Raw genomic sequence first — 21,527 nt, forward strand, 5'->3', positions numbered from 1 at the left:
CGTTGTCCTATCACCACAGATCTCATACCTGCTTTCTGGTATCCTTGCGGCGAATTGCTAACAAGAGGCTTTACGTTTTTTATGTCAGGATGGCGTAGACTTTATTATACCTTACTGAATTTACCGCTAAATTTGCTGGTAAGAAGCAAGGTCATTCCTACAGATCCCGTGACGGAGTTGCGTTTAGATCCAACGCGTCCAATTCTGTATGTTTTGCCGTACAACTCCAAGGCCGATCTTCTGACACTGCGGGCACAATGCCTCGCGCAGAATCTGCCCGACCCGCTCATTCCTCTGGAAATAGACGGCGTTCAACTGCCGAGTCACGTTTTCATCGGTGAAGGGCCACGTGTTTTCTCCTATTATCAGCCTAAACAGGAATCGGTGAAGCTGTTCCATGACTATCTGGACCTGCACCGAAATAATCCGAATCTTGATATTCAGATGCTGCCTGTTTCGGTGATGTTTGGCCGCGCGCCGGGCCGTGAAGGTCAGGAAACTCCGCATCTGCGCGTGTTGAACGGCATTCAGAAATTCTTTGCCGTGCTGTGGTTAGGCCGCGACAGCTTTGTTCGCTTCTCTAACACCGTGTCGCTGCGCGATATGGCCACCCAACACGGTACCGACAAAACCATCGCCCACAAGCTCGCCCGCGTTGCGCGTATGCATTTCTCGCGTCAGCGTCTGGCCGCAGTCGGCCCCCGTCTTCCGGTTCGTCAGGACTTGTTCAACAAGCTACTGGCCTCCAAAGCGATTGAAAAAGCCGTTGAAGATGAAGCACGTAGCAAAAAAATCTCCCACGACAAGGCCCAGCAAAACGCCATTGACCTAATGGAAGAGATTGCCGCCGACTTCAATTATGAAGCGGTTCGCCTTTCTGACCGCGTGCTGAGCTGGACCTGGAACCGTCTGTATAAAGGGATCAACGTTCATAACGCCGAGCGTGTGCGTCAGCTGGCTCTGGACGGTCAGGAGATTGTTTATGTGCCTTGCCACCGCAGCCACATGGACTACCTGCTGCTGTCTTACGTGCTCTATCATCAAGGCTTGGTGCCTCCGCACATCGCGGCAGGGATCAACCTGAACTTCTGGCCGGCCGGACCTATCTTCCGCCGCCTGGGCGCGTTCTTTATTCGTCGTACCTTTAAAGGCAACAAACTCTATTCGACGGTGTTCCGGGAATATCTCGGCGAGCTGTTCAGCCGCGGTTATTCGGTCGAATACTTCGTGGAAGGTGGACGTTCGCGTACCGGTCGCCTGTTAGAGCCAAAGACCGGCACGCTCTCCATGACGATTCAGGCGATGCTGCGCGGCGGCTCTCGTCCTATCACGCTGGTCCCTATCTACATCGGTTACGAGCACGTGATGGAAGTCGGTACCTACGCGAAAGAGCTGCGCGGGGCGACCAAGGAGAAAGAAAGCTTCCTACAGATGATCAACGGCTTGCGTAAACTGCGCAACCTGGGTCAGGGCTATGTCAACTTCGGCGAGCCGCTGCACCTGACGCCTTATCTGAACCAGAACGTCCCGCAATGGCGTGATTCGATTGACCCTATCGAAGCGCATCGCCCAAGCTGGCTGACGCCGACGGTGCAGGATATCGCCGACAAGATCATGGTGCGTATCAACAACTCGGCGGCCGCCAATGCCATGAACCTGTGTTCAACGGCGCTGCTGGCTTCGCGTCAGCGATCGCTGACCCGCGAACAGCTGATTGAACAGCTCGACTGCTACCTGCAGTTGCTCCGCAATGTGCCCTATACCGCAGATTCTACGGTGCCGGACCTGACCGCTGACCAGCTGCTCGACCACGCCTTGAACATGAACAAGTTCGAAGTCGAGAAGGACAATATTGGCGATATCATCATTCTGCCGCGCGAGCAGGCCGTGCTGATGACCTACTATCGCAACAATATTCATCACCTGTTGGTCATGCCTTCTCTGATTGCCAGCATCGTGATGCACCATAGTCAGGTAAGCAAAGCCGAACTGCTGCGTCAGGTCGAGCTGATTTACCCGATGATGAAGGCCGAGCTCTTCATGCATTACGATAAAGCGCAGCTGTCTGAGGTACTTGAAGTCCTCACGGCGGAACTGGCACGTCAAGAACTGATTCTGGTCGAAGATGACCAACTGCTGCTTAACCCGCTGCGCAGCCGACCGCTTCAGCTGTTGGCAGCAGGCGTTCGTGAAACGCTGCAACGCTATGCGATTACCCTGTCGCTGCTGAGCAATAATCCTAGCATCAGCCGTGGGGCGCTGGAGAAAGAGAGCCGTATCATGGCACAGCGTCTGTCGGTGCTGCACGGCATTAACGCACCGGAGTTCTTCGACAAAGCGGTATTTACTACGCTGGTCGGTACGCTGCGTGATGAAGGCTATATCAATGATATTGGCGACGCTATCCCTGAACATACCCGTGAGATTTACACCATTCTCAGCGACCTCATCACGCCGGATATTCGACTGACGATTGAGAGCGCGGGCATGCCTTCAGAGTTACCGGCAGCCACCGAACCCCCGGCAGAGCCGAAAATCGACGTCAGAGACACGGACCACTAATCTCCGTATTAAGGCATAAAAAAACCCCGGTCATCGTGAGAGGACCGGGGTTTTTCTTTGGCTCATGCCATGGCGCTTAGACCGCGGTCATGGTGTAACTCAGCAGGATGCCGATAAACATCACCATCCCTACATAGTTATTATTGCGAAACGCCTGGAAACACGACTCACGCTGACGTTTTGCGGTGATTTTTTGCTGATGCACGAACAGGCATCCGGCCAGCAGTAGCGACCAATAGAAAGGCGCACCGAGATGATTAAGATGCCCTACCGCCGCCATCAGAGCCAGCGTGGCTAACTGTAACAGACCGATAATCAGGTTGTCGTGGCGACCAAACAGAATGGCGGTCGACTTGACGCCAATCTTCAGGTCATCGTCACGGTCCACCATGGCATACTGGGTGTCGTACGCCACGGTCCAGCAAATATTGGCGAGGAACAGCAGCCAGCAACTCAACGGCACCGTCTCCCCCACCGCCATAAAGGCCATCGGGATTGCCCAACCGAACGCCGCGCCCAGAACGACCTGCGGCAGATGGCTGACCCGCTTCACGAACGGATAACTCCACGCCAACGCCAACGCCACCAGCGAGAGCAGAATGGTTTTATAATTCAGCAACAGCGCCAGACAGAACGAGATAAACACCAGCCCGCCAAACAGCATTTTCGCCTGCTTGCTGGTGATAGAGCCGCTCGGTAATGGGCGACCGGCGGTGCGCTTCACGTGACCGTCTACTTTTCTGTCGGCATAGTCGTTGATGACACAGCCTGCCGCACGCATGAAGAATACGCCCAGAACGAAAATAATCAGAATCTTGAGTGGTGGCGTGCCGTCGCTGGCCAGCCAAAGTGCCCATAGCGTTGGCCACATTAACAGCAGTGATCCGATCGGCTTGTCTATTCGCATCAGACGACAATAATCGCGCCATTGTCCCTGCTTCATCGTCCCCATCAACTTGGTATTCTCCCTTGAGGCATTACTGCTCTGTTGTAGATTTTAGGTCTTTTGTGTTACTGGCGTCATACACCGGCGAGGCCGGCAGGAAAATCTCGGTCAGCAGCAGCGGTTTATCGGAAAGCCGCAGACGAGAGCGACGGACCCAGTGCTGCGCCTGCTGCCCCAGATGGATATAGTCGCGGCTAAGCGCGTTGCCACCAAACAGATAGCGCCCAAGCGGCAACGTGCCCAAGTCTACCAAGGCGTTTTCAGGACCGGTAAGGGTTTCGAGCGGGATTATCGTTCTGCCGAGCAGCCAAGGCACGTCGTCTCCAAACAGGACAATTTCACGCAGCCAGTAACGCTCGCTCTCAGGCAGTTGTTCCGCCTCTTCAGGAGTCAGTTCGGCGCGAGAGACGAAGCATTCCCGCTGCGGGGTGACGCTGACCTTGGCGCAGTGCTGTTCAAACCGGCGGGTCATCGAACCCATCTCCAGCAGCCAGTCTACAACCTCGGGCGGCACATCAGACGCGTAGTCAAACCAGTGGATAGCATCGGGAAAAGGCACATAAGACTCAGACATGACAGACTCCGAGTGGGCAGCGGTGGCTACCAAAAAGAATTCAGGGGGGCATTCTAACGCAGATTGCCCCGGCGGTAATCCCGCCGGGGACAAGATTTACTCACGTTTCAGGCGTTCGCCGTTGGCAAGATAGAGGGTCACCACCAGCACCAGAATAGCGGCGGTGTAGAGCAGCGTATCGATCGGGCTCTTATGGTCGACGATGATAAAACGAATAATCGCCGTGATGCCGATGTAGACGAAATAGCGCAGCGGGAAGTGATAGCCCGACGCAAAATACTTAACAATCAGCGCGATAAATTCGAAATACAGGAAGTAAATAACAATCCCTTCAATCAGCATGTAGGAAGATGATTCGTCGTTGTTGACGAAGAGCACCAATGCCAGATGATAGGTTTCCCGCCCCAGGAACAGCATCAGAATAGCCGCTAACCCCAAAAGAAAAATGTTTAAAATACGCTGCATGATGGTCGCGACCATCGTTGCCTTTTTAGATCCTGCCATGTGATGTACATCCCACTTTTATTGTTCAATGGCAGAAGAATACCACAGCGCCAAGGCCGCGAAAGGCGCTTGTTTCATGTGGAATAGACATTTTTTGTTATGGCGTTTTTCATAATAAAAAAGGGCCAACCGACAAGCGGTTAGCCCCTATCATCGTCACAGTTAGCGCAGCAATTTAGAAAGAGCTGCGGCTAAACTCTTCTCAGGCACGCCAGTTTTTGAAGCGGTTGATTAAACCGTTGGTTGAACTGTCGTGGCCGGTGACCTTCTCGCTGCCTTCAAGCTCAGGCAGGATACGGTTTGCCAGCTGTTTGCCCAATTCCACGCCCCATTGGTCGAAGGTGTAGATATTGAGGATAGCGCCCTGAGTAAAGATTTTGTGCTCATACAGCGCAATCAGCGCACCCAGGCTGAACGGGGTGATTTCACGCAGCAGGATTGAGTTGGTCGGACGGTTGCCTTCGAAGACCTTGAACGGCGCAACGTGTTTAACGTCTTCAGGTTTTTTACCCTGAGCCGCGAACTCTTCTTCGACCACTTCCAGCGATTTACCAAATGCCAGCGCCTCGGTTTGCGCGAAGAAGTTAGACAGCAGCTTGGCGTGGTGATCGCTTAACGCGTTGTGGCTCACCGCAGGCGCAATAAAGTCACAAGGAACGATTTTAGTACCCTGGTGGATAAGCTGATAGAACGCGTGCTGGCCGTTGGTACCGGGCTCACCCCAGATGATCGGGCCAGTCTGGTAGTCAACCGGTGAACCATTGCGGTCAACGTATTTACCGTTGGATTCCATATTTCCCTGCTGGAAATAGGCCGCGAAACGGTGCATATACTGGTCATATGGCAGGATAGCTTCGGTTTCGGTGCCGTAGAAATCATTATACCAGATACCGATCAGCGCCAGAATGATGGGCAGGTTTTTCTCAGCCGGCGTGTTAGCGAAGTGGTTGTCCATCGCGTGCGCGCCGCTCAGCAGCTGCTCGAAGTTCTCGAAGCCCACAGACAAGGCAATCGACAGGCCAATCGCAGACCACAGAGAGTAACGACCGCCGACCCAGTCCCAGAACTCGAACATGTTGTCGGTATCGATACCAAACTCGGCAACCGCTTTACCGTTGGTAGACAACGCGGCGAAGTGTTTTGCAACGTGCTGGTCATCGCCGGCCGTTTTCAGGAACCAGTCACGCGCGCTGTGGGCGTTGGTCATGGTTTCCTGGGTAGTGAAGGTTTTTGAGGCCACCAGGAACAGCGTGGTTTCCGGGTTCAGCGGTTTCAGCGTTTCGGCAATATGGGTGCCGTCAACGTTAGAAACGAAATGCATATTCAGATGATTTTTATACGGACGCAGCGCCTCGGTCACCATGAAAGGACCCAGGTCGGAACCACCGATACCGATGTTGACCACGTCGGTGATGGGTTTGCCGGTATAGCCTTTCCAGCTGCCGCCGATAACGCGCTCGGTGAAGCCTTTGATTTTCGCCAGCACGGCGTTGACTTCAGGCATGACGTCTTTGCCATCAACCACGATAGGAGTATTGCTGCGGTTACGCAAAGCAACGTGAAGCACGGCACGGTCTTCGGTGCGGTTAATCTTCTCACCTGAGAACATCGATTTAATGGCTTCTTGCAGCTCGGTTTCTTTGGCAAGCGCCTGCAGTTTTTCCAACGTTTCTGAGGTGATGCGGTTCTTGGAGAAGTCGACAAGAATCTGATCGTCAAAAGTGGCAGAGAATTTGGAGAAACGATCGCTATCTTCAGCAAACAGCTGGCTGATGGTCACATCTTTAACTTTATCGAAATGCTGCTGCAGGGCTTGCCAGGCAGCGGTCTGAGTTGGATTGATATTTTTCATAGCAATGCTCTTAGGCTGAGAATGTAAGGTGACATCTTGACTATTATTTAGCGCAACTGCCTTGATTGTATCCGGTATTTTACAAGTTGAGATGCCTTTTCTTGCGTTTCTTGCAATAGGCAATAACTGTTGGCAATGCGCCTGATAGACAAATACCGCACTGAATAATAGATGACATTCATTCAAAATGTGAGTCAGAGGCCGCGCGATCGTTGACAGATGGCACAGAACCGGTGATCCTAGGCGCCTAACTTATACGCGTCCGCGCGGGTAAGCCAGAAGAGGCGCGTCGCCCAGGCAATGTATCGGAGGAACCGTATCCGACGAAGGTGCATTATGGGGTGCGACGCCGAGGTCAGACACCCAACGGTTGGGAAAAGATCGACTACAGGGGCTGAATCCTCTGGGTTGTCACCGCTATAGCTCGATGAGCTATTGGCATGGTGGGGCGCTTCTGGGTGTATCGTAGCATCTCTACGTCTGCTCCCGTTTCCCGCTCTACCCTTGTGCCATGGAATATGCAATTAAAAAGGCCGTCTGAAAATGACGACCCTGACACGAGGTTTTAAATGAATCAAGCAACATCCCGCATCGCTGACCAACCGCCTCTGAACAACACGGTCATTGCCAAATTTGGTGGCACCAGTGTGGCAGATTTCGACGCCATGAACCGAAGTGCCGATGTGGTACTCTCCAATCCTGACGTTCGCGTGGTGGTCCTTTCCGCCTCCGCTGGCGTGACCAATCTGCTGGTTGAACTGGCAGAAGGCCGCGAAACTGAGCGTCGTGATTTCCTGCTGAGCGAAATTCGCCGCATCCAGACCGCTATCATTGACCGTCTCGAGCAACCGGACGTTATCCGCGAAGAAATCGAACGCATGCTGGAAAATATCAGCACGCTGTCAGAAGCGGCAAGCCTGGCTACCTCGACCGCGCTGACCGACGAGCTGGTCAGCCACGGTGAGATTATCTCGACGCTGCTGTTCGTCGAGATCCTGCGCCAGCGCCACGTGTCTGCAGAGTGGTTCGACGTCCGCAAAATCATGCGCACCAATGACCGCTTTGGCCGCGCTGAGCCAGACACCCAGATTCTGCTAGAACTGGCCGAGCAGCAGCTATTACCTCGTCTACAGGAAGCACTCATTATCACTCAGGGCTTTATCGGCGCTGAGCCAAAAGGTCGCACCACCACACTGGGCCGCGGCGGCAGCGATTACACGGCTGCCCTGCTTGGTGAAGCGCTGCACGCCAGCCGCGTGGATATCTGGACCGACGTTCCGGGCATTTACACCACCGATCCGCGTCTGGTGCCGGGTGCTAAACGCATCGATCGCATTGCCTTTGAAGAAGCGGCCGAGATGGCGACCTTCGGCGCGAAAGTTCTGCATCCAGCAACCCTGCTGCCTGCGGTGCGTCGCGGTATTCCGGTGTTCGTCGGCTCGAGTAAAGACCCGTCTGCGGGCGGCACGCTGGTTTGCGATACCACAGAAAACCCGCCGCTGTTTCGCGCGCTGGCGCTGCGTCGTAAGCAGACCCTGCTAACCCTGCATAGCCTCAGCATGCTGCATTCGCAAGGTTTCCTCGCTGAACTGTTCAATATTCTGGCGCGCCACAATATTTCGGTGGACCTGATTACTACCTCCGAAGTGAGCGTGGCCCTGACGCTGGACACCACAGGTTCAACCTCTTCCGGTGACAGCCTGTTGACCACCTCGTTACTGACCGAGCTTTCTTCACTGTGTCGCGTTGAGGTCGAGGAAAATCTGGCATTGATTGCCATCATCGGCAACAAGCTGTCCCAGGCCTGCGGCGTGGGCAAAGAAGTCTTCGGCGTGCTGGATCCGTTCAACATCCGCATGATTTGCTACGGTGCGAGCAGCTATAACCTGTGCTTCCTGGTGCCGGGCGACGATGCCAACCAGGTCGTGCAGAAGTTACACCACAATCTATTCGAGCAGGATTAATCGATTTTCGATTCCAGCAGATAGATAAATAAGCCGGGTCGATAGCCCGGCTTTTTTTATGCCTGCATGTTTATTAATTCTCCGCAGAGGGTTGCCTGAAATACACAGAGAAGATAAAACTGTTTGGCTTTAAAAATTACTTAATAAAAAAATTAAATACACAACAACACAATAAAATGACAAGACGCTGAGGATTTCCCTGCATGTTAGCCAAGATCACACGCCTGTTCCCGCTGTGGGCCTTATTACTGGCGGTTGCCGCCTATTATACGCCGTCCACGTTTACCCCGATTGGCCCTCACGTCAGCGGCCTGCTGATGCTGATTATGTTTGCGATGGGCGTTACCCTGGAATTTGGCGATTTTAAACGCGTACTTTCACGCCCTGCGCCGGTTGCCGCCGCAACCTTCCTGCACTATCTGGTGATGCCTCTTGCTGCCTGGCTGTTGGCCAAACTTTTCCACATGCCTGACGACCTCGCCGCCGGTATGATTCTGGTGGGAAGCGTTGCCAGCGGTACTGCATCTAACGTAATGATTTATTTAGCCAAAGGCGACGTGGCACTGTCAGTGACCATCTCCTCCGTTTCCACGCTGGTCGGCGTTTTTGCAACCCCACTGCTCACCCGCCTGTATGTCGATACGCACATCAAGGTCGATGTCGAAGGCATGCTGTTGAGTATTCTGCAAATTGTCGTGTTCCCTATTCTCGCGGGACTGATTATTCATCATCTGTTTACTCATGCGGTCAAACGTATCGAGCCTTACCTGCCGGTATTCTCAATGGTCTGCATTCTGGCCATCATCAGTGCCGTTATCGCTGCAAGCCAGAGTCTGATTAGTTCGGTCGGTCTGGTGGTGGTGGCAGCGGTTATTCTGCACAACGCCATCGGGCTGCTCAGCGGCTACTGGGGCGGCAAGCTGTTTGGTTTTGATGAGACGACCTGCCGCACCATCGCGCTCGAAGTTGGCATGCAGAACTCAGGCCTTGCGGCCACGCTTGGCAAGCTTTACTTCACGCCGATTGCTGCCCTGCCGGGTGCGATTTTCTCAGTTTGGCATAACTTCTCCGGCTCGCTCCTGGCCGGTTACTGGTCGGGTCGTCCGGTGAAAAAAAGCGAAAAATTAGCGCAGAAGTAATCTGTACCGATCGGGCAAAAAAGAAAGGCCGCGAGAATATCGCGGCCTTTTTGTTTGCGGCGGTCACGGCGTTATTTTGCTATTCCCGGCACATCATCGAGCTCTTCGCGCTCGTCTTCTTTCTCGTCCTTATCCAGCACGTTGTACGCCACGGCACAGAACAGCGAGTTAAGGCGCTTCATGTCACCCAGTAAACCAAGGTGCAGCGAGCTGGTTTCAATACTTTGAACGTTGTGCTGATGCAGCCTGTCAACGTGGGCGTGGGCGTAGCGGCGGTCAAGCAGGCGGAAGCGATGCTTGGAACGACGCAGACGCTTGGCGCTGGTCAGATCGTTTGACAGGAATACCGACAGGCTAAGACGCAGGTTATCGACCAGTTTCTCATGCAGATTGTCCAGCTCAGACAGCCCCTCGGCCGAGAAGGCACGCCGCGTATCGTGCGACTTGGCGGTGATATCGCCGGTCATGCGCTCGATAATGTCGCCGGCCTGTTCAAGATTGAGCGCCATCTCGATAATCTCCGCCCAACGACGCGAATCGTCCTCGCCCAAATCCTCTTTATGGATCTGCGCCAGATAAAGTTTGATGGCGGTGTAAAGCACATCGACGTCATCATCGAGGCGGCGTACTTCACGATCCTGGGTAATTTTACCGTGCATGACCTCATGCTGAAGGATAAGCATGTGCTCAACCACATCGCCCATGCGCAGCGTCTCGCGTGCCGCATTGGCCAGCGCCAGCGTCGGCGTGTCGATAGCACTCACGTCGAGATGACGCGGACGCAGACGTGGGTCATCCTCAGGGACATCGGCAATCCACAGCTCACAAATACGCGCCATCATGCCCGCCGCAGGCACCAGTGCCAGACAGCGAATCAGGTTGTAGAACACGTGGAAATAGATCACCAGCTCTTCATCAGGAATGCCAATGCGCGCCAGCAGCCCCGTCAGCGGTCCGATAAACGGCAAGACAATCACACAGCCAATCAGCTTGAACAGCAGGCTACCCAAGGCAACCCGACGCCCCGCCGCATTTTGTTTGCTAGCGTTGATCATCGCCAGAATACCGCTGCCGAGGTTGGCACCGATCACCAGACACAGCGAGACTTTGAGCGAGATAACGCCGGTCGCGGCAAGCGTGGCGGTCAGCAGCACTGCGGCCAGACTGGAGTAGCTGATGATGGCGAAAACGGCACCGGTCAGGGCATCAAGAATGGTATCGCCGGTCAGCGACGAGAATAGTACCTTAACGCCCGACGCCTGCGTGATTGGCGTGGCCGCACTGACAATGAGCTCGAGGGCCAGCAGAATCAGCCCCAGACCAATCCCGACGCGCCCCATCTGCCCTGCCCGCGTCTGCTTGCGGCTCAGGAAGAAGGCCACGCCAACAAAAATCAGCAGCGGAGAAAGCCACGAGAGGTCGAAGGTCAGCACGCGCGCCATCAGCGCGGTACCGACGTCGGCCCCCAGAATTATCACCAGCGCGGGAGAGAGCGCCACGAGTCCCTGGGCAACGAAAGAGGTGACCAGGAGCGCCGTTGCGTTGCTGCTTTGTACCAGCGCAGTCACGCCGATACCGGAAACAAACGCCAGAGGTTTCTTTTCAACACTGCTGCTGAGAACGCGGCGCAAATTGGCACCAAACACACGCATGATGCCAGTACGCACAATGTGCGTACCCCATACGAGTAATGAAATAGCTGAAAGCAAATGAAGAAGAGTTAACACTAAAAAAGAGCTCCTTTAGCGCCAGGCGCAAACAGGCCATCCTGCCTGCCTGGCGTGTTGGAGCAGGATAGCATCCGGATTCACTGCGACAGGGCTGGCGACTTTAATAAGCAGCGGCAGATCGTTGTGCGAATCCGAATAAAAACAGGCGCGCTCGAGCTGACTGGCATCCTGATTTAACAGCGCCATCAGCCGCGTTACTTTTCCTTCACGGAAAGTCAGCACGCCTTCAGTAAAACCGGTATAGACACCGTTAATTTTCTCGACGCCGATAGCCAGCGTCTCGTTTACGCCCAAAAACTTCGCAATCGGCGCGACCAGATGCTCACCCGAGGCGGAAATTATAAGGGTGCGATCGCCTTTAGCCTGATGGTCACTCAGGCATTCTCGTGCTTTGGCGTAAACCCTGTCGGCAATGACTTCGTTAACGAAGCGCGCAACCATCGCGGCAACATCGGCCTCGGTGCGGCCTTTGAGCGGGCTCAGGGTCCAGTTCATATATTCGGTCATATCCATCTGACCTATGGCATACAGACGCATCATCTCGGCGTCCTGCTGCAAAAATACGTCGGGATCGGCGACCCAGCCTTGCTTGACCATAAAGGCCGACCACAGGCTGGAACAGTCACCGCCGATCAGCGTTTCATCCAAATCGAACAGCGCCAGATTCATGCAACTTCCCGTAAGGTATCAAGATCTAACTGTAGACCAATATCAGTGCCATCAATATATAGAGAGTCAACGGAGCGGTTTAAAACATCCACGGATAACTCGACATTGTGAGCCACGACACGATAACGAACAACGTTACCTAACAGGCTGTGATTGATGATGCGGGCTGGAATTCCCTGCTCTGGCGCGCAAAGCGCGATGGACTCAGGCCTGACGGCCACCTGAGAAGGATAACTCTGTCCGGTTAGTGCGTAGGCCTGCTCGGCGGTCAGCAGATTGTAGCTGCCGATAAATCCTGCCGCGAAGGCATTAACCGGGGCAGTATACAGCGTTTCAGCGTCGCCATTCTGTACGATTTGTCCTTTATTCATCAAAACAATGCGATCGGACATGGTCAGCGCCTCTTCCTGATCGTGAGTGACGAAGATAGCAGTCAGGTTCATTTCACGCTGAATACGGCGAATTTGCTCACGAAGATGTTTGCGAATACGGGCGTCTAGCGCCGAAAGTGGCTCATCGAGCAGCAGAAGACGCGGCTGGGTCACCAAAGAACGGGCCAACGCCACGCGCTGACACTGACCACCGGAAAGCTGATGCGGATAACGGCGCGAAAACTCGTCCAGCTCAACCAGCTTCAGCACCTCCGCGACTCTTCGTTTGGTCTCACTGGCCGAAATATTTTGCATCTTCAGGCCGAAGGCGACGTTACCCTCGACGGTCATGTTAGGAAACAGCGCATAGCTCTGAAACACCATGCCGATGCCGCGCTTTTGCGGCGTCAGGGGAACAATGTCCTGCCCCTGTAGCAGAATTTTTCCGCTATCGACCGAGGTCAGGCCCGCTAGACAGCGCAGCAGCGTCGATTTTCCGCAGCCGCTTGGCCCGAGCAGCGTCACGAACTCGCCCTCTTTAGCGCTGAAATCGATGTTATTGAAAATCTGCGTCTGGCCGTAATGCTTGTTGAGCTGAGTGACTTGCAGGTAGGACATAATCAGCGTTTCCCTTTATTCAACACGTTCGCCACCCAGGTGAAGACCAGGACGACCACGAAATAGGAGATGACCAATGCGCTGGTAAAATGGCCGCTGCCATTACGCATATTGTAGAGATAGACCTGCAGGGTTTCATAGCGGCTGCCCACCAGCAGGTTAGCGAATACAAACTCACCAATCAGGAACGAGAAGGACAGCAGTACCGCAATGGTGGCCCCCTTGCGTAAATTCGGCAAAATCACCAGCAACGCGGCTTTCCAGGTGCTCGCTCCGAGCAGATGCGCTGCATCCATCAGGTCACGCATATTTATCGCCTGAATGTTGTTGGAAATCGCGCGATAGATGAACGGCAGGGCGATAGTGAAATAACAGCCGATCAAAATCCACGGCGTACCGGTTAATTCGAACGGCGGTGAAGAATAGAGCTCCATCAGCCCAACGGACGAGACGACTGGAGGAACGGCAAACGGCAACAAAATAAGGACGTTCATTAAGGCATCGAGCCTTGGAAAATAGTAAGCAATCACAAACATAAGCGGCAGGATGAGCACCATCGAGAAGAACAGTGTCCCAAGGCAGATTAGCAGTGAGTGCCCCAGCGCCACCAGAAAACGCGGGTCGCTCCACAGCGCTATCAGCCACTTCATGGTGAATCCACTCGGCAGAATCGTCGCTCCCCAGTCTTCCACCAGCGCATATATCAGCGTTGCAGCCAGCGGCAGCACCAAAATGATGAATAATACCCAGACAACCAGGCGATGATAGACGCTTTCAGCACGTGACATAGCTCGCCCCCCTTCTGCGGTTAATCAAAAAATAAGTCCTAGCGAACATTGAGATAGCTCCTGCGCAACAGCCACTGATGCACCAGCGTGATGACCGCCATTAACAGCACCAGCAGAATCGCCAGCGCACTGCCCATATTCGGGTCGAGAGAGATATCGCCCGACACCAGTGCCGCAATACGCACCGGCACGACGTTAAAGTTGCCGGTGGTTAACGCATAAACCGTGGCATAGGCACCCAGGGCATTTGCCAGCAGAATCACGAAAGTCCCCATCAACGCGGGCGCCAACACCGGCAGGCCGATGTAGCGCCAGAAACGCCATTTCCCCGCCCCCAGCAACGCCGCAGACTCTTTCCAGTCTTCGCGCAGTCCGTCAAAGGCTGGGTAAAGCAGCAGAACACCGAGCGGGATCTGGAAATAGGTATAGAGGACAATCAGACCGTCTTTGGAGTACAGATTGAAGGTGCTCATCAGGCCATATTTGCGCATGACGAGCGTCAGCGTACCGTTGAGACCGAGCAGAATGACGAAGGCAAAAGCCAGCGGTACACCGGCAAAGTTGCTGGTCATGTTGGTGAATGACATGACGAAATCATGCAGTTTTGTTGGGCCCAGCTGGCGAAGTGAGTAACTACCAACCAAAGCGATGAGCAAACCGTACAAACTCGACCAGACCGAGATATCCAACGAAAATTTCATCGCCTGGAGATAAAACGGCGAGGTCAAAATATCGCTGTAGTTGCCGAATCCCCACGCCTCATAGGTATCGCTGTAAAAACTGCTCACGGCGACCCACACCAGCGGCGCAAGCTGGAACGCAATAAAGAACACCGCAAAAGGGAGTACAAACAGCAGTGCGAGCCACTTAGCTTTCATCCGTTATCCTCAACCTCTCGCGTTTCAGGCCAGCAAATCCGCGCAGTGCGGTTTGTCGTGGCTGACATTAAGCAGCTGGCATACCGTACCGCACAGCTCCGTTTGTAGCGGCTCAGCCTGTTGCAGGCTAAAAGCACTGCCAAAGACGAACATCGGCACCTGACGCTCTTCTGCCAGAATGCCGCCGTGGCTACGGTCGTTGTTCATGCCATGGTCCGCGGTCACAATCACCTGATAACCCTCATCGAGCCAGGTGCCGAGATAGTGCGACAAAATGCCGTCTGCCACGCGCGCCTTGTTGCGATACTGCATCGAATCGAGGCCAAACTTGTGGCCCGCATCGTCAATATTCATAGGGTGGATCAGCAGGAAGTCCGGGTGATGCTTCAGACGCAAACTTTCTGCATCATCAAACAGATGAGAGTCCGGATAAGCATCGTCGTAATAAAAATGCCCGTGCTGGATAGCCAGACTCTTGTCGTCAGTGTGGCGGTCACGCGCAGGGTCAAACGGCGTGCGGTTATAGAGTTCACTCACCCAGTGATAGGCGGCTGCCGCCGTGGTCAAACCGGCATCGCGCGCGTAGTGAAAAATACTCTGTCCGGTAGAGAGACGGTCAACGTGGTTATGCACAATCCCGCTTAACACCGGCGTCACACCGGTCAGAATGCATTCGTACAGCGGGCGTGACAGTGAAGGCAGCTCGCACTCCAGTTGATACAAGCGCCCGCGTCCCGCAGCACACTGTGCCTGTAAATAACCCATTGCATCGCGGGCAACCTGAAAGTTCAGACCGTCCAATACCACCAGAATACTTTTCATTACGTATGGCCCTGATAAAATGAATATTAAGTTCAATAACTTATTTAAAATTTCAAAGCTGGGAAATTAATCCTCTAGAGATCTCGCGTGTCAGGAAGACGGCGACCAAGTGTTTCCCGGCAGCTTACTGAAGTAAGTGACCGGAAACGGCTGAGAAGCCACCGCCCCCTCAAACACGCGAGATGACGAGGATTTTATTGTTGGAGGTTGATCATGACCTGCTCTTGCCACAGGCGTGGAAGCGTCTTGGCACTCTTGGTCCAGGCGTCCGGATCGGCAATCGGATGCGCATTGGCGTATTCGCTGTTTGGCAGCAGCTTGGCCTTCACGTCATCCGGCAGGGTCAGATGTTCTGCGCGAATAGGACGAGCATAACCACGCGCCAGGTTGATTTGGCCCGCGTCAGAGAAGATGTACTCACGCGCCCATTTCGCAGCGTTTGGATGCTTGCCGTATTTGTTAATAATGGTTGAATAACCAGAGGTGATGCTGCCGTCTGAAGGGATAACCACGTCGAAACGGGTTTTATCAATCTGGTCGCGGTAGTTAAGGCCGTTGAAGTCCCAGACCACACCGACCTGCACTTCCCCTTTCTCCAGCGAGGCAATAACCGGGTCGGTCAGGCTCAGACGACCGGCCTTAGCCAGTTTGGCGAAATACTCCAGACCCGGCTTGAGGTTTTTCTCGTTGCCACCCATCGCATAGGTGGCCGCCAGCACGCCGTTTGCGGCCTGTGCCGCGGTGCTCACGTCACCAATGGTGACTTTATATTTACCCTTCAGCAGGTCGGCCCAGCTGTGTGGCTCGTCTTTAACCTGTGATTTATCAATGATAAACGCGATAGTTCCGGTGTAAGCCAGAGCCCAATTTCCGTCTTTGTCTTTCGCCCAGGCAGGAACCTGATCCCAGGTGCTTGGCTTGTACGGCAGTGTAACGCCCTCTTTTACCGCAACCGGACCGAATGCTGCACCCACGTCGCCGATATCCGCACTGGCGTTATTTTTTTCCGCCAGAAACTTCGCTATCTCCTGAGCTGAACTCATATCGGTATCACTGTGTTTGATGCCGTATTTGGTATTCAAATCATTCCAGGTATCTTTCCAGTTAGCCCACGAATCAGGCATCCCGACGCTGTTGACCGTGCCTTCGGCTTTAGCGGCTTTTTCCAGATCTGCCAGAGACTCGGCGGCAAACGCCGTGGTCGTGGTCATAACGAGCGCGGTGGTTAACACAGTAGCGAACAACTGTTTCATAACTGATGCTCCAGATGATAGTGTGTGTGAGTGCTGGTCTAGTCCAGCAAGAACCAAGCCAATCTAAAGATCGTTTGTGATAATTATATGACAGCGCGAAAAAGCGGCATTTTTAAGCTAATAGCTGTTAACAAGTGCACAAATTTTCAACCTTTATTGGTCATTGTGGTGCAAAAATGCACTGAAATGAGGCTGAAGACTGATGAGTGAATCGCAAACTACCGTTGCCGCTATCTGCCAGACATTGAGTGAAAAGATAGCCGCAGGGTTTTATCGCACCGAAGGACGCCTGCCTTCAGAGAGAACGCTAAGTGAGGAGTTCTCCACGACGCGAATCACTCTGCGCGAGTCTCTGGGGCAGCTCGAGGCGCAAGGACTTATTTACCGGGAGGTCAGGCGGGGATGGTTTATTTCACCGCCGCGTATCCTCTATAACCCGCTTCAGCGCAGCCACTTCCACGCGATGGCAAAGGAGCAAGGGCGTATTGCCCAGACGGAGCTGCTCGACGCAAGCCAGATAAAAGGCAGCGACATACTGTGTCAGAGGCTCAATCTGCCACCGCAAAGTGACATTTATTGCATCCGCCGTTTGCGGTACATCGATGGACGCGCGGTGCTCTACGTTGAGCATTACCTCAATCCGAAGTTCTTCCCCGATATCATTCACGATGACCTGACGCAGTCCCTGACTGACCTGTATTTCTCCCGCTATGGGGTAAAATATGGTCGGGTGCGTTTTGATATGGTGCCGACGCGGCTGCCAGAACAGGCGTCTACTGCTCTGAAAGTCGCGGCGGGTAGCCCGGCGCTGTTTATTACGCGGATCAACCGCGATCGGCAGGATCGCGTAATTGACTGTGATTTAGAATATTGGCGCTACGATGCGTTACAGATTGATGTGGAGGTAGGGTGAGGAATTCCCTCCTCCTGTTTAAAAGGAGAAGGGAGAAGAAGAGATTAATCTGCGTCGTAGCCGAGGTTGGGGGCCAACCAGCGCTCGACGTCGGCTATCGGCATCCCTTTACGGGCCGCGTAGTCCTCAACCTGATCGCGTTGAATCTGCGCCACGGCAAAGTATTTACTTTCCGGATGGCTGAAATACCAGCCTGAAACGGCCGCCCCCGGCCACATTGCGAAGGATTCGGTCAACTGCATGCCGGTATTCTCCTCGACATTCAACAACTTCCAGATCTGTCCTTTCTCGGTATGTTCCGGGCACGCCGGATAGCCCGGTGCCGGTCGGATACCCTGATAATTTTCGCGAATCAGTTCTTCATTACTGAGATTTTCGTTAGCCGCGAAGCCCCAATAAACCTTACGCACTCGTTCATGAAGATATTCTGCAAACGCCTCGGCCAGACGGTCTGACAGCGCCTTGACCATGATTTTATTGTAATCATCGTGCTGTTTGTCATAGGCCTCGGCCAGCGCATCTTCCTCCAGCCCGCCGGTCACGGCAAAAGCGCCAATATAGTCAGCTTTGCCGCTGGTTTTTGGCGCGACAAAATCGGCCAGGCAGTAGTTGGCAAAATCGGTTTTTTCGGTTTGCTGACGCAGATGGTGGCTGACCACCAGCACGTCATCACGACGTTCATCGCTATAGATTTCAATGTCATCGCCGACTCGATTAGCCGGAAATAAACCGACCACGCCGCGCGGATGCAGAAGCCGTTCTTTGGAGAGTTTATCCAGCATGTCGTTGGCATCTTTGAACAGGCGTTTAGCCTCTTCGCCGACAATTTCATCTTCAAGAATACGAGGATACTTACCGGCCAGCGACCAGGTCATGAAGAACGGCGTCCAGTCGATGTAATTACGCAGCGTCTCGATGCTAGCCTCAACCTTTTGAATACCCAAACGATGCACCACAGGCGGCGTATAGCTTTCCCAGTCCAGCACGGTCGCGTTTTCACGCGCCTTCACCAGGCTGACGGGCGGCGTGCGCGGTTTTTTACGCCCATGCTGAATACGCACGGTTTCGTACTCTCTACGGGTTCTTTCGATAAAGGCATCTCGTTGCGTGTCGGACAACAGCGCTGACACCACGCCGACCGAGCGCGAGGCATTTTGTACGTAGGTTGTCGGCCCCTGGTAGTTCTGCTCAATCTTGACCGCCGTGTGCGCCTTCGAGGTAGTTGCCCCGCCAATCAGCAACGGAATGGTGAAACCACGGCGCTGCATCTCTTTCGCCACGTTGACCATTTCGTCAAGCGACGGCGTAATCAGGCCAGAAAGCCCAATGATATCAACGTTCTCTTCGATGGCCGTTTTCAGAATTTTGTCGGTCGGGACCATCACGCCCAGATCGATAATTTCATAGTTATTACACTGTAGCACCACGCCCACGATGTTCTTGCCGATGTCGTGCACGTCGCCTTTTACCGTCGCCAGCAGGATTTTGCCGTTAGTCTTACCCTTTTCTTTACTGGCCTCGATGTAGGGCTCGAGATAAGCCACCGCCTGTTTCATAACGCGTGCTGATTTCACCACCTGCGGCAGGAACATTTTTCCTTCACCAAACAGGTCACCCACCACGTTCATGCCGTCCATCAGCGGACCTTCGATGACCTCAATCGGTCGCGTCGACAGTTGACGAGCCTCTTCTGTGTCGAGCTCAATGAACTCGGTAATGCCCTTCACCAGCGAATATTCAAGGCGCTTTCTGACATCCCAGCTGCGCCACTCGGCCTGCTGTTTGTTCGCCTCACCGTCGTCTTTGCTGCCGCGATATTTCTCTGCCAGATCTAAAAGCCGCTCGGTGCCGTCGTCGCGACGATTAAGGATGACGTCCTCCACCGCCTCGCGCAGCTCGGGCGTTAAGTCATCATAAATGGCCAACTGACCCGCATTGACTATGCCCATGTCCATGCCGTTGCGAATAGCGTGATAAAGGAACACCGCGTGAATCGCCTCACGGACCGGCTCGTTGCCACGGAATGAGAAAGAGACGTTGGACACCCCGCCCGAAATCAGGGCATGAGGCAGCTCGCTCTTGATATCGGCACAGGCTTCAATGAAGTCAACGGCGTAGTTGTTGTGCTCTTCGATACCGGTTGCGACGGCAAAGATGTTCGGGTCAAAGATAATATCTTCCGGCGGAAACCCCACCTCTTCGGTCAACAGCCTGTAGGCGCGACGGCAAATCTCGATTTTACGGGCGCGAGTGTCTGCCTGTCCGACTTCATCAAAGGCCATGACCACCACGGCAGCACCGTAGCGGCGCACCTTGCGGGCGTAGTTGAGGAAAGACTCTTCGCCCTCCTTCATGGAAATCGAGTTAACGATGCCTTTGCCCTGAATGCATTTCAGGCCTTTTTCGATAACGTCCCACTTTGAAGAGTCAATCATGATGGGCACGCGGGCGATGTCTGGCTCGCCGGCGATCAAATTGAGGAATTTGACCATCGCCGCTTCGGCATCCAACATGCCCTCGTCCATATTGATATCAATAATCTGCGCCCCGCTTTCAACCTGCTGGCGGGCCACCTCGAGCGCCTCTAAATATTTTTCTTCTTTAATCAATCTTTTGAAGCGAGCCGACCCCGTTACGTTGGTACGTTCACCCACGTTAACAAACAGCGTCTCGGGAGAAATCGTTAACGGTTCAAGACCCGCTAAACGACAGGCGACCGGAATTTCGGGCAATTTGCGTGGTGCAACGCCGTCGAGGACCAGCACTATCTCGGCGATATGCGCTGGGGTAGTACCACAGCAGCCGCCCACAATATTGAGGAAGCCGGAGCGTGCCCATTCGCCGATGTGTTCAGCCATTTCTTTGGCTTCAAGGTCGTATTCCCCAAAGGCGTTAGGCAGACCGGCGTTAGGGTGAGCGGTGACGTAACATTCGGCGATACGGGAAAGCTCGGCGACGTATTGACGCAGCTCGTCGGGGCCAAGTGCACAGTTCAGACCAAAGGTCAGCGGCTTGACGTGGCGCAGCGAGTTATAGAATGCTTCCGTCGTTTGGCCTGACAGCGTGCGACCAGAGGCGTCGGTAATCGTGCCGGAAATCATCACCGGCAGCAGGACGCCCATCTCTTCAAACACGGTTTCGATGGCAAAGGTCGCCGCTTTGGCGTTCAGGGTATCGAAGATCGTTTCAACCATGATCAGATCCGCGCCGCCTTCGATCAAGGCACGGGTCGATTCGCGATAGGCTTCCACCAGCTGATCGAAGGAGACGTTACGGAATGCAGGATCGTTGACGTCGGGAGAGATCGAGGCGGTGCGGTTGGTTGGCCCTAGCACACCCGCCACATAGCGCGGTTTCTCTGGCGTGCGTGCAGTCCATTCATCAGCGCAGATACGTGCCAGTCGGGCCGCCTCATAGTTTATCTCGGCCGAGAGTGACGCCATGTGGTAGTCGGCCATGGCGATGGTCGTCGAGTTGAAGGTGTTAGTTTCGAGAATGTCCGCCCCAGCCTCGAGATAGCCGTAATGGATGGCGGTAATAATCTCGGGCTTGGTCAGCACCAACAGGTCGTTATTGCCCTTGAGATCGCTTTCCCAATCAGCAAAACGTTCGCCGCGATAGTCTTCTTCTTCCAGACGATAGCTTTGGATCATTGTCCCCATGCCACCGTCGAGAACTAAAATCCGCTTCGCCAGCTGTTCATGCAGTGCTTCAACTCGATTAGTCACTTTCACCTCATCACCCATTGCTTGCAAAATTCTGCTACTTTCACGTTTGGCCGGTCTTCAGCACCCTACTTTAATCATAATTTATGAAAACCTGCTTCAAAATCCGCCAATAATCCTAGCATACCTTGCTCAGGCCCAGTGCCGGCAGCAACCTGAGTCTTTTTCATCAAATCCTCGAGGCACATTCCAGAGTCGATGCAACACATCGGATGAGCG

16 protein-coding genes and 1 riboswitch are annotated in these 21,527 nt (G+C 53.9%); of the genes, 4 read left to right on the top strand and 12 right to left on the bottom strand.

Features of this window, described 5'->3' with window-relative positions:
• The first annotated feature begins 81 nt into the window (after nucleotides 1-81).
• Nucleotides 82-2,562 carry a glycerol-3-phosphate 1-O-acyltransferase PlsB gene (gene plsB, locus O1V65_RS17130; protein WP_017494320.1) on the top strand — a complete coding sequence of 827 codons (2,481 nt, stop codon included), beginning with the start codon at nucleotides 82-84 and terminating at the stop codon, nucleotides 2,560-2,562.
• A 76-nt stretch (nucleotides 2,563-2,638) separates the two neighbouring features.
• Here the strand turns inward: plsB and ubiA are convergent, their stop codons facing one another.
• The 4 genes from ubiA to pgi form a co-directional block, all read right to left on the bottom strand.
• Nucleotides 2,639-3,505, bottom strand: a complete 867-nt coding sequence (gene ubiA, locus O1V65_RS17135) for a 4-hydroxybenzoate octaprenyltransferase (protein ID WP_017494319.1) — start codon at nucleotides 3,503-3,505, stop codon at nucleotides 2,639-2,641.
• Between the two features lie 34 nt (nucleotides 3,506-3,539).
• Entirely contained in the window at nucleotides 3,540-4,082 is a 543-nt protein-coding gene (gene ubiC, locus O1V65_RS17140) for a chorismate lyase (protein ID WP_084911872.1), read from the bottom strand.
• 96 nt (nucleotides 4,083-4,178) lie between these two features.
• Complete coding sequence (psiE, locus tag O1V65_RS17145; protein ID WP_026110739.1) at nucleotides 4,179-4,586, bottom strand: phosphate-starvation-inducible protein PsiE; 408 nt, start codon at nucleotides 4,584-4,586, stop codon at nucleotides 4,179-4,181.
• Between the two features lie 202 nt (nucleotides 4,587-4,788).
• Complete coding sequence (pgi, locus tag O1V65_RS17150; protein ID WP_017493378.1) at nucleotides 4,789-6,438, bottom strand: glucose-6-phosphate isomerase; 1,650 nt, start codon at nucleotides 6,436-6,438, stop codon at nucleotides 4,789-4,791.
• Nucleotides 6,439-6,709: 271 nt separating this feature from the next.
• Nucleotides 6,710-6,900: riboswitch (Lysine riboswitch) on the top strand.
• A 107-nt stretch (nucleotides 6,901-7,007) separates the two neighbouring features.
• On the opposite strand from pgi, the gene lysC reads away from it, so the two are divergent.
• Nucleotides 7,008-8,402, top strand: a complete 1,395-nt coding sequence (gene lysC / locus O1V65_RS17155) for a lysine-sensitive aspartokinase 3 (protein WP_017493377.1) — start codon at nucleotides 7,008-7,010, stop codon at nucleotides 8,400-8,402.
• Between the two features lie 203 nt (nucleotides 8,403-8,605).
• Nucleotides 8,606-9,541, top strand: coding sequence for a ketopantoate/pantoate/pantothenate transporter PanS (gene panS / locus O1V65_RS17160; RefSeq protein ID WP_017493376.1), 936 nt, complete (start codon nucleotides 8,606-8,608; stop codon nucleotides 9,539-9,541).
• A 71-nt stretch (nucleotides 9,542-9,612) separates the two neighbouring features.
• Here panS and O1V65_RS17165 read toward each other — a convergent pair whose 3' ends face one another.
• From O1V65_RS17165 to O1V65_RS17195, 7 genes are all read right to left on the bottom strand, one after another.
• On the bottom strand, nucleotides 9,613-11,268 hold the full coding sequence (locus O1V65_RS17165; protein ID WP_084911877.1) for a Na/Pi cotransporter family protein: 1,656 nt from the start codon (nucleotides 11,266-11,268) through the stop codon (nucleotides 9,613-9,615).
• A gap of 15 nt (nucleotides 11,269-11,283) precedes the next feature.
• Nucleotides 11,284-11,940: an HAD family hydrolase gene (locus tag O1V65_RS17170; RefSeq protein WP_192504330.1), complete on the bottom strand. Its 657-nt coding sequence runs from the start codon at nucleotides 11,938-11,940 to the stop codon at nucleotides 11,284-11,286.
• Entirely contained in the window at nucleotides 11,937-12,929 is a 993-nt protein-coding gene (locus O1V65_RS17175; RefSeq protein WP_017493373.1) for an ABC transporter ATP-binding protein, read from the bottom strand. The genes O1V65_RS17170 and O1V65_RS17175 overlap by 4 nt, the downstream gene beginning before the upstream one ends.
• Nucleotides 12,930-12,931: 2 nt before the next feature.
• Nucleotides 12,932-13,717 carry an ABC transporter permease gene (locus O1V65_RS17180; RefSeq protein WP_017493372.1) on the bottom strand — a complete coding sequence of 262 codons (786 nt, stop codon included), beginning with the start codon at nucleotides 13,715-13,717 and terminating at the stop codon, nucleotides 12,932-12,934.
• A 38-nt stretch (nucleotides 13,718-13,755) separates the two neighbouring features.
• A complete protein-coding gene (locus tag O1V65_RS17185) occupies nucleotides 13,756-14,595 on the bottom strand; it encodes an ABC transporter permease (protein WP_017493371.1) in 840 nt (279 codons plus the stop codon).
• A 24-nt stretch (nucleotides 14,596-14,619) separates the two neighbouring features.
• Entirely contained in the window at nucleotides 14,620-15,417 is a 798-nt protein-coding gene (locus O1V65_RS17190) for an alkaline phosphatase family protein (RefSeq protein WP_017493370.1), read from the bottom strand.
• Between the two features lie 194 nt (nucleotides 15,418-15,611).
• Nucleotides 15,612-16,670, bottom strand: coding sequence for an ABC transporter substrate-binding protein (locus O1V65_RS17195; RefSeq protein ID WP_017493369.1), 1,059 nt, complete (start codon nucleotides 16,668-16,670; stop codon nucleotides 15,612-15,614).
• A 202-nt stretch (nucleotides 16,671-16,872) separates the two neighbouring features.
• On the opposite strand from O1V65_RS17195, the gene O1V65_RS17200 reads away from it, so the two are divergent.
• Complete coding sequence (locus O1V65_RS17200; protein WP_269129898.1) at nucleotides 16,873-17,583, top strand: UTRA domain-containing protein; 711 nt, start codon at nucleotides 16,873-16,875, stop codon at nucleotides 17,581-17,583.
• Between the two features lie 44 nt (nucleotides 17,584-17,627).
• Here the strand turns inward: O1V65_RS17200 and metH are convergent, their stop codons facing one another.
• Nucleotides 17,628-21,329 (bottom strand): methionine synthase, encoded by a 3,702-nt coding sequence (gene metH, locus O1V65_RS17205; protein ID WP_192504436.1) that lies wholly within the window; start codon nucleotides 21,327-21,329, stop codon nucleotides 17,628-17,630.
• Between the last annotated feature and the right edge of the window lie 198 nt (nucleotides 21,330-21,527).

The organism is Rouxiella badensis, from assembly GCF_026967515.2.
In the GTDB taxonomy this organism is placed as follows: domain Bacteria; phylum Pseudomonadota; class Gammaproteobacteria; order Enterobacterales; family Enterobacteriaceae; genus Rouxiella; species Rouxiella badensis.